The organism is Allobosea sp. P4_H5 (assembly GCF_056400825.1).
The window spans coordinates 496,356-512,238 of record NZ_JBFUKM010000003.1 but is presented as its reverse complement, the minus strand read 5'-3'; the positions used below and the strand labels follow the sequence as shown (position 1 = coordinate 512,238).

Below are 15,883 nucleotides of genomic sequence, written 5' to 3'. Positions count from 1 at the left end.
GGCCTCGGCGATGTGCTCGCGCTCGAGCTCGGCCGGGGCGTCGCGATAGTCGATCCATTTCAGGCCGTGGGTGGCGATCTCCCAGCCGGCCTCCTGCATCGACGAAACGATCTCGGGATAGCGCTGCAGGGCCGAGGCCACCGCGAAGACTGTGACCGGCAGGTTGCGCTGCGTGAACATCCGCCAGAGCCGCCAATAGCCGGCGCGCGAGCCGTATTCGTAGATCGACTCCATGTTCATGTGGCGCTGGCCGGGCCAGGGCGCGGCGCCGACGATCTCGGAGAGGAAGGCCTCCGAGGCGGCATCGCCGTGCAGGATATTGTTCTCGCCGCCCTCCTCGTAATTGACCACGAACTGCACCGCGATCCGGGCCTGCCCCGGCCAATGCGGGTGCGGGGCGCTCCGGCCATAGCCGACAAGGTCGCGCGGATAAGTCGTGCTCATCAGGTGATTCAAGTCCATGCGAGGGTGAGTCAGGGGCGGCCGCCAAGCCGTTGGCGACAGGTCCGTTTTTCAGCTGCCGCGATAGGTCGAATAGCTCCATGGCGAAGCGAGGAGGGGCACGTGGTAATGCCCATTCGGCTCGGCGATGGCGAAGCGGATCGGTACGAGGTCGAGGAAGGCCGGCTCGGGCAGCTTCGTTCCGAGATGCCGGAAATAGTCGCCGATCGCGAAGGTCAGCTCATAGCTGCCGACCGGCAGCTTGCCGGTGAGCAGGGGCGCATCGGTACGGCCATCGGCGTTGGTCACCACATCGGCGATGCGGCTGCGGCTGCCGTCCGGCAGCAGCGCGTCGAGCGCGATCGCGACGCCCACGGCCGGCTTGCCGTTGACCGTGTCGAGCACATGCGTCGACAGACGCCCCATGGCCTATAACCTCTCGTTGAAGCTGCGCTGAGCAGCTGGAATGCTGCTTGCCTTCCAAGGCTGCGAACCTAGTCTGGACTGCGATGCAAGTTCCCTCCCGGATTCCGCCCTGTCAATTCGCGCGCATGCGGCCCCGATCGGAGCCCGCCCGTGCTTGAGGCCTATTTGATGGAATGGGGCAGCCAGCTCTTGCGCTGGCTGCATGTGATCGCGGCGATCGCCTGGATCGGCTCGTCCTTCTTCTTCATCCACCTGGACGCCTCGCTCAGGGCCGCGCCCGATGCGCCGAAGACCGAATCCGGCCAGCCGACGCAGTTCCTCGCCTGGCAGGTTCATGGCGGCGGTTTCTATGCGATGCGCAAATACCTGGTCGCGCCGGAGGTGCTGCCGAAGGAGCTGACCTGGCACAAATGGCAGGCTTACTGGACCTGGATCTCCGGCTTCTTCCTCCTGGTCTGGGTCTATTACGCCCAGTCCGAGCTCTACCTGATCGACCCGGCGGTGATGGCGCTCTCGCCCTTCGCGGCGGGCGCGATCGGCATCGCCGCATTGGCCGGCGGCTGGCTGTTCTACGACCTGCTCTGCAAATCACCGCTCGGCAAGAACGATGTCGTGCTCGGCGTGCTCGGCTTCGGCTATGTGGTTGCCGCCAGTTGGGCCTTCGCCTCGGTCTTTTCCGGGCGCGGCGCGCTGATCCACACCGGCGCGCTGATGGCGACGATCATGTCGGCCAACGTCTTCTTCGTGATCATGCCGGGCCAGCGCAAGACCATCGCCGCGATGGTCGCCGGCGAGACGCCCGATCCGAAATACGGCAAGCAGGCCAAGCAGCGCTCGCTGCACAACAACTACATCACCCTGCCGGTGCTGTTCCTGATGCTGGCGAACCATTACCCGGTGACCTACGCCAATTCGGCGGTGATCCCGGCGCTCGTCGCGCTGATCATCGTCGCCGGCGCGCTGATCCGGCATTTCTACAATGTCCGCCATGCCGACCATGCCAAATCGCCCTGGTGGACCTGGGCCGTGGCAGCGCTTGCGCTCTGGCTCGCCTTCTGGGTGGCGATGGCGTCCTCGCCCGGCGGCCGCGAGCGGCTCGGCCTGAAGCCGCTTGATCCGGTGAAGCCGGTGATGCTCGCCGGTCTGGTGCCGCCTTCGCCGGAGGTCGCCAACATCGTCACCGGCCGCTGCGCCATGTGCCATGCGCCCGAGCCGTCCTGGCCAGGCATCGGGATCGCGCCCAAGGGCGTCTTCCTGCACGAACCCGAGCTGATCGCCCGCCAGCGCCGCGCCATCGGCGTGCAGGCGGTGCTGACCCATGCCATGCCGCCAAACAACCTCTCGGGGATGACCGCGGACGAGCGGCGCGTCCTCGCCGCCTGGGTAGCGCAGAAGCGCTGATTCCGCCGCGCCGGCGCGGCATGGTGACGCTGCCACGCCACAGTCGGGCGCCTGATCCACAGCGTTCAGTTTCATTCAGTTTCGGTTCATCGCGGAACCATCATCGTCGAACGTGATCACATCGGCGTGATCGGCGCGTGATCATGCGCGCCGGGTGCGCCAGGGGCCTTGGGGGTCCAGTTGAAAGCGGTTTGGAGATCGGGCTCCAGCTACTGGCTGGCGGCTGCGCTGTTCTGTTGCGCCTGGGTGGCGCTGTGCTGGCCCTGGCTGTCGGGGGCGGTGACGATTCCGTTCGACGCCAAGGCGCATTTCCAGGCGCAGATCCAGTTCCTGGCGCAGGCGCTGCATTCGGGGCAGTCGCCGTTCTGGACGCACAACGTCTTCGCCGGCTCGCCGCAGGTCGCCGACCCGCAATCGCTGATCTTCTCGCCGGCGATCCTGCTGGCGCTGTTCAACCCCTCGCCGAGCTTCCGCGCGGTCGATGCCTATGTGCTGGCGCATCTGCTGGTCGGCGGGCTCGCCATGCTGATGTTCTTCCGAGACCGCGACTGGCATCCGGCCGGCGCGCTGCTCGCGGCGCTGGTCTTCGCCTTCGGCGCTTCGGCCGCCTGGCGGGTCCAGCATGTCGGGCAGATCGCCAGCTTTGCCTTCTTCGGACTGTCGTTCTGGCTGACGGCGCGGATGCTGCAGCGCGCCTCGCTGCGCTATGGGCTGCTCGCCGGCTTTTCCGCCGGCATGATGGTGCTCGAGCCCGACCAGGTCGCGCTGCTCGGCGCCTATATCCTGATCGGCATGGTGGTGGCCTACTGGCTCTGCGAGGGCTGGACGGGTTTGCGCGAGAGTCTCGCGCCGATCGCGGCCGCCTGCTTTGCCGGTATCGTCACCATCGCGGTGCCGCTGCTCTGGACCTGGCTCTTCGCCGAGGCGACGACGCGTCCCGCCATCGATCTCGTCGAAGCCGGCAGGGGCTCGCTGCACCCGGCCTCGCTGCTGACCGCCTTCGTCGGCGACCTGTTCGGCGTGCGTGACCCGTCCGTCGAATTCTGGGGACCTTACGCCCCGGACTGGAACGCCAAGGAACTCTTCCTCTCGAAGAATATGGGGCAGGTCTATCTGGGAGCGCTGCCTTTCCTATTGCTGATCGTGCCGGGCCTGACGCGCGGCTGGCTCTGGGACAGGGCGATCCGGCCCTTCACCATCCTGTTCGTGTTGATGGTGCTGTTCGCGCTCGGCCGCTACACGCCGGTCTTCCACCTGGCCTATGACTATCTGCCGGGCGTCAAAGTGTTCCGCCGGCCGGCCGATGCGACCTTCCTGATCGGCGGGCTCGGAGCCGTGCTCTCGGGCTATCTGCTGCATCGCATGCTCAGCGAGGAGAAGCAGGGCGCGATCTGGCGCGATCTCGGCATCGGCGCCGGCGCGATCGCCATACTGATCGGCGTTGCCCTGCTGGTAGCGCGTCAGGCCGGACATCTCGGCCAGGCCTGGCTGCCGAGCGCCACCGCCGCCGCCTGGTTCGCCAGTGCGCTCCTGCTCCTCGTCGTGCTGACGCGCTGGCGCGGCGCTGCGACCCCGCTTGCCGCAAGCCTGTTTATCACGGGCGTCGTCGCTGCCGACCTTGCCGCCAATAACGGCCCGAACGAGGCTACGGCGCTGGCGCCCGAGGTCTACGACGTGCTCAGGCCGGAGACCAAGAACGAGACCGTCGCCGTGCTGAAGAAGCTCACGGCGCAGCCGTTGGATTCAGCCCGGCGCGACCGGGTCGAGCTGCTCGGCATGGGGTTCGAATGGCCCAATGCCGGCATGATCCACGGCTTCGACCACACGCTGGGCTACAATCCGCTGCGCCTGGCAGACTTTTCGGACGCGGTCGGCACGCGCGATTCGATCGCGGCGCCGGGCGAGCGCGTGTTCACGCCGCTGTTCCCGTCCTATCGCTGCCGCCTCGCCGACTTCCTCGGCCTGCGCTACATCGCGACGCGGGTGCCGATCGGCCAGGTCGACCGCTCGCTGCGCGAGGGCGACCTCAAGCTCGTCGCCTACACCAAGGACGGCTACATCTACGAGAACCCGCGGGCGCTGCCGCGCGTGATGTTCGTCGGCGGCTGGGAGCTCGCCGATTTCGATGGAATGAAGTCGGCCGGCAAGTGGCCGGACGCCGATCCGCAGCGCGTCGTCCTGCTCGACCAGGAGCCGGAGCCCGGCGTGCCGGAGGGGCCGGTCGCGAGCAATGCCGAGGTCAAGCTCAAGCGCTACCGCAACACAGTGGTCGAGATCGAGGTGACGAGCGCGCAAGCGGGCTTCGTCGTACTGAACGACATCTGGCATCCCTGGTGGAAGGCCGAGCTCGACGGCCAGGAGGTCGAGATCCTCAAGGCCAATGTCCTGTTCCGGGCCGTGCAGGTCCCGGCGGGCACGCACAAGATCCGCTTCAGCTTCCACCCTCTGGAGGGCGCGATCGCCGAACTGCGCGACCGCGTGACGCCGCCGGAGGAGGAGGGCGTGGTCGCGGAGGCGCCGACGCATAGCGGTCCCTCGGGCTCGCCGGCGACGCGCATCCAGCCGGTGCCGCGGGAGCCGGTCTCGCGCCCGGCGCACGACATGGCCGCACATGAGATGCTGCCGTCCGCGTCGGCGATATCGGTGGTGCGGTAGACCCACGACGCGACTTCCCTTCTCCCCCTGCGGGAGAAGATGGCCCGAAGGGCCGGATGAGGGGTCGCGCAGGTCTTCGAAGGTCTGGATGCTGGGTTCGCGATTCCTGTCGCGCGACCCCTCACCCTAGCCCTCTCCCGCAAGGGGAGAGGGGACGGCGCGAGCCTCAAACCACGCCGAGCTTCTTCTGCAGGGCGCTCGACGAGGTCGTGTACTGGAAGGTCAGCCGCTTCTCCGGATAGACGTAGCGGTGGACCTTCTGGGCGGCGAGTGCGGCCTCGTGGAAGCCCGACAGGATCAGCTTCAGCTTGCCGGGATAGGTGTTGATGTCGCCGATGGCGAAGATGCCAGGCACATTGGTCTCGAACTTCTCGGTGTCGGCCGGGATCAGGTTCTCGTGGAGGTTCAGGCCCCAGTCGGCGATCGGGCCGAGCTTCATCGTCAACCCGAAGAAGGGCAGCATCGTATTGCAGGCGATCTCGAACTCGGCGCTGGCATTGTCGCGGCAGATCGCGCCGTGCAGGTCGTTGCCTTCGCCCTTGAGGCCCAGGACCTGGCCGAGCCGCAGATCCATCGCGCCGGAGGCGACGAGGGCGCGCATCTGCTCGACCGAATGCGGCGCGGCGCGGAAATCGTCGCGCCGATGCATCAGCGTCACCCGCTTGGCGATCGGCTGCAGGTTCAGCGTCCAGTCGAGCGCCGAATCGCCGCCGCCGACGATCAGGATCTCGCGGTCGCGGAAGACCTCCATCTTGCGGACGGCATAGTGTACGCCGCCGCCGTCATGACGGCCCTCATAGGCCTCGATGCCGGGAATCGGCGGCTTCTTGGGCAGGAAGGAGCCGCCGCCCGCAGCGATCAGCACCGTCTTGGCCTCGAACACCGTGCCGCCATCGGTGCGCAGGCGGAAACGCGGGGCCTCGGCTGAGCCGAGCACCTCGATCTGCTCGATCATCTGGTTGAGATGGAAGGTCGCGCCGAAGGGCTTGATCTGCTCCAGCAGGTTGTCGACCAGCCCCTGGCCGGTGACGAGCGGAAAGCCGGGGATGTCGTAGATCGGCTTCTCCGGATAGAGCTCGGCGCATTGGCCGCCGACCTTGGGCAGGATGTCGACAAGATGAGCCTTGATGTCGAGCAGGCCGAGCTCGAACACGGCGAACAGGCCGCAGGGGCCGGCGCCGATGATCAGCGCGTCGGTCTCGACGGTCTCGCCCTCGATGATGGCGGCGATGTTCATGGGTCTTCGTTCCTCAGGACGGCTTCAAGGGCCGCCGGTCGCCCCCCGTTGCCGGAAATCCGCCGGCCTTGCAATGCGACATGGCGCAAGGCCGGGCGGGCCGGGCCGCATGCGGGTGGAGGCGCTCAGCCGCCGGTTTCGGCGGTGAGGCCGGCTGCGGCGATGCCGGCGAGTGCCGCCGCCTCGTCATTGTCCGAGGTGTCACCGGAGATGCCGACGACGCCGATGAGATTGCCGCCGGCATCGCGGATCAGAGCGCCGCCGGGCACAGGCACGACCGGGCCGCCGACCGAGAGAGCGACGCCGTTGATGAAGTGCGGGCGCTCCATCGCCATCTTGTTGAGCGTGCGCGGGCCGACGCCGAGCGCGATCGCGCCATTGGCCTTGCCGAGTGCGATCTCGCCGCGCTTCAGGCTGGTGCCGTCCTGGGCGAGGAAGAATTTCTGCACGCCGCGCGCGTCGAGGACCGCGATGGCGAGCGGCTTCAGCCCGTTCTCGCGGGCATATTTCAAGGCGCCATCGACGATCACGCTGGCCTGTTCGAGGGTAAGAGCAGTCATGGCTGGCCTTTCACGGTGTCGGCATCGTTAGGCTCCGTTCTGCCAGCGCCGGCGACGCGAGGGAAGGGCGAGCAGCAGGTTTCGTCTTGCAGTTGTCGTTCCAAATGGGCTTGATGGATTGCCCGTCCGGGAATGTGTTCCGCAAGGTGACGCCACTTTTGCGACTAGAACATGCTCCAAGGCTGTCGGGTTGCGTGAAGTCCTAGCGTTCGACCAATCCTGGTCGAACGGAAGGCGCGCCAGGAGAGCATGCTATGGGTCTGTTCAACTTCATCAAGGAAGCCGGCGCCAAGATCTTCGGGTCGAGCCCGGCCAATGCGGCGACGGCAGATCAGTTGCAGAAGGAACTGGCCGGCCACGGCCTGCCGTCCGACGTCAAGATCGACGTCTCGGGCGACAAGGTGAAGGTCTCGGGCAAGGCGTTGAGCACCGAGGAGGCGGAGAAGATCATCCTGGCGATCGGCAACACCGCCGGTGTCGGCTCGGTCGAATCGGAGCTGATCGTCAACAAGGAGGCCGCCGCCGCCGTGTTCTACACGGTGAAGAAGGGCGACACCCTCTGGAAGATCGCCGAGGAGAACTACGGCAAGGGCAAGGGCGCCAAGTACACCGAGATCGTCAAGGCCAACACGCCGCCGGTGAAGGATCCCGACCTGATCCAGCCGGGCTGGGTGCTGCGCATTCCGCCGCTGGCCTGAGCCGGCGCGGCGTCTCCGCCGCTTGCCAATTGGTTGCAAATGAAACTATTATGACCGGGAGGCCGTCGACGACGGCCTCCCGGCTTGCGTTCAGGCCGGTTTCCACCTCAATAGTGCAAGACGCGAGACGGGACGGGCGGCCAGGCCGCCGAAGACCCGCGGCAGGGCGAACGCAACAACCGAGATCTTCCGGGGAGGGACAGATGACTTTTGACCGCCGCAGATTCCTGACGCTCGCCGGCTCGGCCGTGGCTGCGCCCGCCGTGCTGCGCGCCACGCGCGCCAATGCCCAGGAAGTGACGCTGCGCATGCACCATTTCCTGCCGCCGGTGGCGAACGGGCATTCCAAGTTCCTGAAGCCCTGGGCCGACAAGGTCGGCGCCGAATCGAACGGCCGGATCAAGATCGACATCTTCCCGTCGATGCAGCTCGGCGGCACCCCGCCCCAGCTCTACGATCAGGCCCGCGACGGCGTCGTCGACATCGTCTGGACCTTGCCCGGCAACACGCCCGGCCGCTTCACCGGCATCGAGGCGTTCGAACTGCCGTTCGTGCCGAACAAGCGGGCGCTGGTGAACTCGCTGGCGCTGACCGACTACGCCGCCGAGCACCTCAAGGACGAGTTCAAGGACATCCATCCGATCTGCTTCTGGGCGCATGATCACGGGCTGATCCACGCCAACAAGCCGGTGAAGACGATGGAGGACCTGAAGGGCCTCAAGCTGCGCTTCCCGACCCGACTCGCCGGCGAGGCGCTGCGTGCACTCGGTGCCAACGCCATCGGCATGCCGATCCCGCAGGTGCCGGAATCGCTGGCGCAACGCGTCATCGACGGCTGCGTCGTGCCCTGGGAAGTGGTGCCGTCGATCAAGGTGCAGGAGCTGGTCAAGAATCACACCGAAATCCCGGGCTCGCCGACCTTCTATGTCGCGACCTTCGTGCTCGCGATGAACAAGGCCAAGTACGAGGGCCTGGCGCCCGATCTCAAGGCGATCATCGACAAGAACTCGGGCGCTGCCGCTGCAGCCATGGCCGGGAAGGTCTGGGACGAGCAGGCCGTCGTCGTCTCCGAGATGGTGAAGAAGCGCGGCAACACCATCATCACGCTGGAGCAGGCCGAGGCCGAGCGCTGGCACAAGGCGACCGCGCCGGTGATCGATGGTTGGCTCAAGACCGCCAAGGACAAGGGCCTCGACGGTGAGAAGCTGCTCGCCGCTGCTCGCGCCGCGCTGACCAAGCACCAGAACGCCGCCTGACGCGATGACCGACAGGGCAGGGGAAGAGAGGCCGCCATCGCGCATCGACGCGGTGGCGGAGGCGGTCGCGCTCATCGGCGGAGCGCTGCTGATTGTGGTCGCGACCATGGTCGTGGTCAGCGTGACCTTGCGCAGCGATCTTATCGGCGCCGCCGGCGTGCCCGGCGATTTCGAGCTGGTGCAGATGGCGACCGCGGTCGCCGCCTTCTGCTTCCTGCCGCTGTGCCAGTTGAAGCGTGGCAACATCTTCGTCGATACCTTCACGCTGAAGCTGCCGCAGCGCTGGCGCGACGGCATCGATGCGCTCTGGGACGTGGTCTATGGCCTCGCCATGGCGCTGATCGCCTGGCGGCTCGGCGTCGGTGCGCGCTCGGCGCTCGCCAGCGGCGAGAACACCATGGTGCTGCAGCTGCCGGCCTATCTGCCGATCGCGATCTGCGCGGTGCTCGCCGGTTTCGTCGCGCTCGCGGCCTTCGTCAGCGCCAGCCGCCTCATGAGGCAGCCCCGATGAGCGGCTTTTCTCTCGCGATCACCGGCTTTGCTGTCATGCTGGCGCTGATGGCGCTGCGCCTGCCGATCGGCCTCGCCATGCTGGTCGTCGGCAGCGCCGGCTATATCCAGCTCAACGGGCTCGAGCCCTTCCTCAATTACATCCGCACCACGCCCTATCAAATCTTCGCCAATTACACGCTCTCGGTGATCCCGCTCTTCGTGCTGATGGGTGCCTTCGCCGAGCGCTCAGGATTGGCGGGCGACCTATTCAAGGCGGCCTCGGCCTTCGTCGGCCATCGCCGCGGCGGCCTCGGCATGGCGATGATCGGCGCCTGCACCGGCTTCGGCGCGATCTGCGGCTCCTCGGTCGCGACCACCGCGACCTTCGCCCGCGCTGCGTTGCCGCAACTGCGCAGCTACCGCTATGATCCCGGCTTCGCCTGCGGCGTCACCGCGGTCGGCGGAACGCTCGGCATCCTGATCCCGCCCTCGGTGATCCTCGTCGTCTACGCGATCTCGACCGAGCAGAACATCGCCAAGCTGTTCCAAGCGGCGCTGATCCCCGGCCTGATGGCGGCGACGTTCTACTGCATCACCATCTGGATCATGTCGCGGGTCGACGGCACGCTCGCGCCCGCCCATCAGCGCACGCCCTGGCGCGAGCGCTGGCCGCTGCTGCTCGGTGTCATCCCGGCTCTGGCGGTCGCGGTGATCGTGGTCGGCGGCATCTATGGCGGCGTCTTCACGCCGACGGAAGGGGCATCCGTCGGCGCCTTCATCATGCTGGCGATTGGCCTGTTCCGGCGCACGCTCGGCTTCGACGGCGTCAAGCAGGCGATCCTGCAGACGGCCGAGACCTCGGCGATGATCTTCGCGATCCTGCTCGGCGCCGAGGTGTTCAACGCCTTCCTGGCGCTGACGCAGGTGCCGACTGCGGCCGCGGAGATGATCGCGGCCTCCGGCTGGGCGCCCTATACGGTGCTGGTCGGCCTGCTGCTGTTCTATATCGTGCTCGGCGGCGTGATGGACGAGCTCGCCATGATCCTTTTGACGCTGCCGGTGTTCTTCCCGATCGTGACGGCGCTCGATTTCGGCATGCCGGTCGACGACATCGCGATCTGGTTCGGCATCCTCGTGCTGATCGTGGTCGGCATTGGCATGACCTGCCCGCCGATCGGGCTCAACGTCTTCGTCGTCGCCTCGCTGGCGCGCGATGTGCCGGTGACGCGGATCTATCGCGGCGTTCTGCCTTTCGTCGCCTCCGACGTGATCCGGCTCGGCATCTGCGTGGCATTCCCGGCGCTGAGCCTCTATCTGGTGAAGCTCCTGAACTGAGCGACCGCGAGAGCAGCAGCATGATTGTTGCGGTACCCGATGGATGCCGCAGGGGGTGTCTGTAACACACTGTGATATATAGGTAATTGCTCGAAACGTGCCGCATCAATCTGTGATTGTAACCCGAACTGCTTCCTCAGTTTTCTGCTCATGATTTCGAGGGGTTTGCTGAGGCAAACAACAGGTACAAAAAAGCCTCCGAGAACCGGAGGCTTCAGGATTCCAAATTGACCGGCGAATAGAACGACTATTTGGCGAGCTCGGCGATGCAATGCGCGACGACGGTCCGTTCATAAAATCTGGCTTGGACCTTCTGTCGGTCTAAAGCGGGTTCTATTCCTTTCTCTCGGAATTTGTCTTCCATTTTCCGGAAGGAAACGCCGGACTCCCTTGCCAGGGCATGAAGTGAAGCGAAGCGAAGTGAAAAACAGTCCATGTCTTCCATCGATACGACGCGTTGCTTCCAATGTGTTGTTGAATTTATAACAGATTTAGCAGGAATTATTCCAAGATCAACGAGGTTTACGACAACTTTATAGTTGGTTTTCAATTTTTGCGTGACTTCTCTCAGCGAAAGAATCCCGTCGTTTGTCTTGTCGAGAAGCGAGCAAATCTCATCTGGGTCAACGAAGATTGCTGGGAATCCCGAAATCTCTGGTCGAAATCGAATCCGCTTAAGTTTGCCGCTTAGAATGAGGTCGACAATCTGAACAGCAGTGCAAGCACCTCGGGTCGCTGCACCGCTAATTGGCAGAAACCCCTTTTCGCCTGGCTTAATCTCGAAAGCGTCCTTCATCAGGCTTTCAACGAACAGATCGAGGTCTCGCTTGGCGAAAGCATGATTGAACGAGCGGTCGATACCGCCGACCATGAAGGGGCGCAGGTGCCCTGCTTGAAAGAGTTGCCGTTCAGTATGATTGGGAATATTCAAATATTTCCCCGCTTCCTGTAGCGACATCTCCTCTGAAATAAGACCGAGCAGATCACGGGCGGCGTTGGCGTCGAAAAAAATGGCCTCGTCAGTTAGAGCGAGCTGAGCTGTCGAAATATGACCGGCCGCATGAAGCAGCTTTCGCAGGCGTCCCGTGTGGGCTCCCGTCTCCCGCCCGGCGGATCGTACTGAATGCAGACGGCGGATCGTCACCTCTCGGCCGAAGATCACGTCTCCTGGTCCAAAGGGGAGCGTCTCGATAACATGCTGCCTAAAAACTTCCTGAACCGGATCATAGGCGGGATCGCCCATTTGCAGGCGCAGCCACCTGTACACGCGCCCAAAGAGAGACTGAAGGCTCCACTTGCCATTTAGCGGTCCAGCCTGCTCTTGCAAGCTGGTAAGAAGGCCTCGCACACCTTTCTCTCCTATCGCCGCTATCTCATACCCAGCGCTCCCCGCGTCGTGCCACTCGGCGTCAGTAAGCGAGTTCATACTGACGCGCTTCCCCGAAACAGCAACCGCCCCAAACACTTCGCAGGTCTTCGCCGCAGCATAGAAGGGCAGGGTGTTTAGGAATGACGCCTCGTGCTGATTCTTACCGCTCAGCCGGTTGGACAGGTAGTTTTGAAGTAACGACGGCAGGCGCCGAGGAGCTTCCCCAACCCAATGGCTCAGATCAGATAGCGCCGGCTGCACATGCCATGCGAAGTCGTGCAGCCGCGCGGAACGCCTGTCGTCTGCGATGGTCACGAGCCCAACTCCGTGCTCTGGGCAGGTTCGAAGCGGCTCAATGAGCCAGTTCAGTCTGCCAAATGGCCGGGTGGAATTTGGGCCTCGGCCTGTCTCAATGTCGAGAGCGAGGCAGTGGGGGCAAACCCGGACTGCCGCTCGACACAGCGATTCTCGCGTCAAGATTTGATCGCCGATCGCGTAGTCGCGGCCGCTGACTTTCACGGTGGCGGCTGCGCGGAGTGCGGTAGAATCCGCTCGGCAACGGTAGGCTAGGCGATCAAGGGAAGGCGGGACGCCATCGACAATGTCCTGGAACGCAAATCCAGCATCCTTGCAGAAGTCGCGCGCCGTTCTACCAACCAGCAGGGCATTGCGAGAGCACAGGCTTGCGGGCGTTTCATTGTTGCCCAGAGCAACGGTCATTCTAGGGGGAAGCTGAGTCACTTGTTTCTCGTATCGCGGGGAGCTTTGAATTTCGCCGGGATGGCGCTTGCGTCCGGGCTTTCGCCTAGAATTTCGCGCTTGAGGACCTTTCGCGGGTCGATCAGATGCCATTCGGTGATTGCCGCGTTGAACACGTTATCACCGGGTAGACATCCGGTTCGTGCGGCGAACGCCGCCGCGAAATGCTCCATCGCGAGCGATCGCGACTCTTGCAGAAGCCCGCTCCAGATGGCGTCCTGCACGAACTCTATCGCGATGCCGAGGCGATAGATGGAGGCATGAAGGAGGCGAGCGATGAACTCATCGCTCTCCAGGCTTTCGATGGAAAGTGCGGCCTTTTCACCGCCGAACGACTTAAGCAAATGTCGAATGAGCGGAGCATCCTTCGCCAGGTTCAGATCCTCGAACACGACGAAACGCGTGCGCCGCCAGACCTGCTGATCACCGTCCTCGCCTGCATCTTCATCGCCAGAGAGCATTGAAGTGATTGACGGCAGACCAGATAGGATCAACCAGACCGGCCATCGCGGGCTTTGCATCAAGCCCTTCAGCGAGTCCTGCACCTTTCCTATTTCAACGACATTCCGCGACTGTTGGACGTGCTGTAGCTCGTCGATATGCAGGAAGCGGATGCCACGGAGCTGGAGCTGATGGTGAACCAGCTCCCAGACAACGTTCTCCCTGAGCTCCCTGCTTGTCGTGTAACGGAGCGCGTTCAGAATGCTCACCCCGAGTAACCTTAGCGTGCAGGGGGACGGGGTTGTGAGCGAGATCAACATGCAGTCGGAGTCTGGGTCACCGTAGCCGGCGAACTCCTCACGCTTCAGAAAATGTCGATCGAGAGTCCGCGACTTGCCGGTGCCCGAACCTCCAATGATGGCTAGGGCGCGCCCCTCCTTTAGGCGCCCCACGCAGCGGGCTGAGCCCGCTATGGAGGCACCCTCGGCCAGGAGGAAACTATCGATATGTTGGTCGACCTCGGCATCCACCACTCGGTCACGCGCAGTGACGAAATAGGCAGATGAGATGCCGGCCATGACCTCCGCACTGTGTGTGCGCCGCCCCGATTGGAGGCGGCGCATACGGCTGACAGGATCTTCATGCAGATCGGTTGTGATCGTGGTTTCGCCCATGATCAAATCAATCCTCCATGAAGAAGCTATCGCCGCCGGGGAGAACGTCCGACGCGCGTGCAGAGTCATCGGCTGCCGCCGGCGGCTCGAGTTCATCCATCGCGTCGAAAATGGCGGGGGCGGCGCCTGCATCCGATGCGATTTCGAAGTCGCGGAAACGCGCCTTCTCGAACTTGGCAATCTCGGCTGAACCAAGAATTGGAGATGCGATGCCCGCTCGACGCGCAGCCTGATCTGCAGTCTCCTGGACGTCCCGAACGGCCTGCTGCACCACCGGCAGAGCCAGGGCAGCCATGCTCGCATTCGTCCGTCGCAGGAGGCTCTCGGCTTCAAGCCAGCGCGTCACCGAAATGCCATCGAAGCCCGACTTCACGCAAGGCACTTCGCACCACCCCACCTGGGTACGAACGGAGATCTTGCCCAGATCGGCGGGATTGACGCGGACGAGTACCGGCTTCTGCCGGAAATCAGCACGCAGCCGCTGAAGCTGGAGGCTCTGGTAGCGCAGTCCCAGAACACGGATGCCTTCATTGCCGATGCGGCGCTCAAGTGTAATGCCAAATATATGGCGATTTACGTCGGGGTCTGGGTTCGGAAGGACAGGAAAATCGCGGGTGAGCCGCAGCCAGGCGTTCCGCGGGGTTTCGCCTCCGAGGCCCGAATGGGGCCTATTGTGGTACACGTCCACGATCCACCGAACGATCATCCGGCCGATTTCAGCGATGTCAAGGGTTGCGCGGGCTTCGGCATCGTAGTCCCCCTTCGCGACCACATTCGCAAACGTCTGCCCGTCCATCCGCGAGAAGAGGCCATTCAAGGTGCGGAAGCCGCGCTCCTTCCGGCCGCGCATCTGTGGCAAGCCTGCAGGAGGAAAGAGCAGTTCCGCGCCCAGATCGGTGACGGCTGCGCAATACTCGTGACTGAGGAATTGCGAACCAGAGTCCTGTACGACGCATTCGGGCGACCCGTACATGTCCCATGGCGTCAGGCACCCGGCGGCCGCCGCGTAGGCCGACTTGTCGTTAACTGCCATCTCGAGCGTGGCCACGGCGGTTGACGCTGAGAGATTTTCCACGAGTAGAGCTGCAGTGTAGCAGCGCGTTGCAGCATCGATCGCTGCAGAGAGCCAATAGCGCCCGCGCTTGATCTCGTCCTTCAGCTTCGGCGAAAGGGTTTCCCAGATTCCCGCATCGATCAGGATTGCCTGCAGCGGGATGAGGGTTTCGTCGAGTTCTAGACGCTCGAACGGCCGGGTAACCTCCAGTCCACCGCGCACGATGAAGAACTTCTTCCGAGCAGCTTCCGGAGAGGTTCGGCCTGCTTCGACTTCGAAAGGATCCAGCGCGTTGATGACACGCTCAAACGCCTTTCGGCTGGGCTTGAAGAGAGGGCGCAGGCCTTGCTTTTTGCGGTCCTCGTTCTGCAGATCAATTTCTGCGTGGAGATCGTGCAGCAGGTCTGACCTCTTTGGCTTGCGATTACTCTTGTACATCTCGGCATATTTGGCCATGAGGGCGCGCTCCTCAGCTCCGAAGCGCACGCTCCTGCGGTCGCCGCACCGACTCCAACCGTCGGAGAACGCCATTGCGTTGTAGTGGCACGCTTCATATTTGCGGAGCCAACGACGCAACGTCCGAGGGCTGGGCGGTCGCTTCACGGACACGTCGGCGGAGCCGCAACGGCCGTTAGCGAACTCTCTCGTGAGGAGTTCGGCGACAATCTGGGCGACTGCCAGCTTCAGCGACTTGTCCGAGCGACTAACCTTGCCCTCGGCCTCCAGTTTCAGAATGCGATCGCAGATCGTTTTGCGCCAAAGCACCTTTATCTGCGTCTTGGGGCTGAGATCGGTGATCCGCGACGTACCGCGTGGGAGGCGCAGCTTCGCCGTTGTCTTCTTGTAGAAGCCAGGATCGATACTCAGGCGGCCAGCCTGCCGCAAAGCGTGAAATTCTTCGTGGGTGAAGGATTCGTGCAGATCGGGGTTGTCGACACGCCGGAGGACATGACCGATCCAATCATATGTTGCTGGCGAATATTCGGTGCCGTCGATGGTGATCTTGTCTTGATGCGAGAGGTTCCACCGCGGAGCGGTGCTCGAGTGCACAAGACGCGTGGGGTTCAAAGCATTGGTCATGTCAT

Annotated in this window: 13 protein-coding genes and 1 pseudogene; 6 read left to right on the top strand and 8 right to left on the bottom strand. The window is 63.9% G+C overall.

What is annotated here, in order from left to right:
- Both AC1DS0_RS09005 and uraH read right to left on the bottom strand, forming a co-directional pair.
- A partial coding sequence (locus AC1DS0_RS09005; protein ID WP_476814015.1) for a polysaccharide deacetylase family protein occupies positions 1-444 on the bottom strand: 444 nt, incomplete at its 3' end.
- A gap of 69 nt (positions 445-513) precedes the next feature.
- The gene (gene uraH, locus AC1DS0_RS09000) at positions 514-867 is read right to left on the bottom strand and encodes a hydroxyisourate hydrolase (RefSeq protein WP_476814014.1); all 354 of its coding nucleotides are present in this window, start codon (positions 865-867) and stop codon (positions 514-516) included.
- Positions 868-1,035: 168 nt separating this feature from the next.
- Between uraH and AC1DS0_RS08995 the strand changes: the two genes are divergently transcribed.
- Together AC1DS0_RS08995 and AC1DS0_RS08990 are read left to right on the top strand one after the other, a co-directional pair.
- Positions 1,036-2,268, top strand: coding sequence for a urate hydroxylase PuuD (locus AC1DS0_RS08995; RefSeq protein WP_476814030.1), 1,233 nt, complete (start codon positions 1,036-1,038; stop codon positions 2,266-2,268).
- A 180-nt stretch (positions 2,269-2,448) separates the two neighbouring features.
- Positions 2,449-4,923, top strand: a complete 2,475-nt coding sequence (locus AC1DS0_RS08990) for a YfhO family protein (RefSeq protein WP_476814013.1) — start codon at positions 2,449-2,451, stop codon at positions 4,921-4,923.
- Positions 4,924-5,089: 166 nt separating this feature from the next.
- On the opposite strand, the gene AC1DS0_RS08985 is transcribed toward AC1DS0_RS08990, so the two are convergent.
- Together AC1DS0_RS08985 and AC1DS0_RS08980 are read right to left on the bottom strand one after the other, a co-directional pair.
- A complete protein-coding gene (locus AC1DS0_RS08985) occupies positions 5,090-6,160 on the bottom strand; it encodes an NAD(P)/FAD-dependent oxidoreductase (protein WP_476814012.1) in 1,071 nt (356 codons plus the stop codon).
- Positions 6,161-6,285: 125 nt separating this feature from the next.
- Positions 6,286-6,720: a GlcG/HbpS family heme-binding protein gene (locus AC1DS0_RS08980; protein ID WP_476814011.1), complete on the bottom strand. Its 435-nt coding sequence runs from the start codon at positions 6,718-6,720 to the stop codon at positions 6,286-6,288.
- A gap of 254 nt (positions 6,721-6,974) precedes the next feature.
- Here AC1DS0_RS08980 and lysM point away from each other — a divergent pair, with 254 nt between their 5' ends.
- The 4 genes from lysM to AC1DS0_RS08960 all read left to right on the top strand — a co-directional run bounded on the left by lysM (position 6,975) and on the right by AC1DS0_RS08960 (position 10,501).
- Positions 6,975-7,418, top strand: coding sequence for a peptidoglycan-binding protein LysM (lysM, locus tag AC1DS0_RS08975; RefSeq protein WP_476814010.1), 444 nt, complete (start codon positions 6,975-6,977; stop codon positions 7,416-7,418).
- A 203-nt stretch (positions 7,419-7,621) separates the two neighbouring features.
- Positions 7,622-8,674: a TRAP transporter substrate-binding protein gene (locus AC1DS0_RS08970; protein ID WP_476814009.1), complete on the top strand. Its 1,053-nt coding sequence runs from the start codon at positions 7,622-7,624 to the stop codon at positions 8,672-8,674.
- 4 nt (positions 8,675-8,678) lie between these two features.
- Positions 8,679-9,185, top strand: coding sequence for a TRAP transporter small permease (locus AC1DS0_RS08965; RefSeq protein WP_476814008.1), 507 nt, complete (start codon positions 8,679-8,681; stop codon positions 9,183-9,185).
- On the top strand, positions 9,182-10,501 hold the full coding sequence (locus AC1DS0_RS08960) for a TRAP transporter large permease (RefSeq protein ID WP_476814007.1): 1,320 nt from the start codon (positions 9,182-9,184) through the stop codon (positions 10,499-10,501). The genes AC1DS0_RS08965 and AC1DS0_RS08960 overlap by 4 nt, the downstream gene beginning before the upstream one ends.
- A gap of 247 nt (positions 10,502-10,748) precedes the next feature.
- Here the strand turns inward: AC1DS0_RS08960 and AC1DS0_RS08955 are convergent, their stop codons facing one another.
- The 4 genes and pseudogenes from AC1DS0_RS08955 to AC1DS0_RS08940 form a co-directional block, all read right to left on the bottom strand.
- The gene (locus AC1DS0_RS08955) at positions 10,749-12,185 is read right to left on the bottom strand and encodes a MerR family transcriptional regulator (protein WP_476814031.1); all 1,437 of its coding nucleotides are present in this window, start codon (positions 12,183-12,185) and stop codon (positions 10,749-10,751) included.
- Positions 12,186-12,197: 12 nt separating this feature from the next.
- Positions 12,198-12,590, bottom strand: a pseudogene (locus AC1DS0_RS08950) (TniQ family protein); the annotation flags it as partial.
- Between the two features lie 17 nt (positions 12,591-12,607).
- On the bottom strand, positions 12,608-13,744 hold the full coding sequence (locus AC1DS0_RS08945; RefSeq protein ID WP_476814006.1) for an ATP-binding protein: 1,137 nt from the start codon (positions 13,742-13,744) through the stop codon (positions 12,608-12,610).
- Positions 13,745-13,751: 7 nt separating this feature from the next.
- Positions 13,752-15,878 (bottom strand): transposase, encoded by a 2,127-nt coding sequence (locus AC1DS0_RS08940; RefSeq protein ID WP_476814005.1) that lies wholly within the window; start codon positions 15,876-15,878, stop codon positions 13,752-13,754.
- Positions 15,879-15,883: the final 5 nt, after the last annotated feature.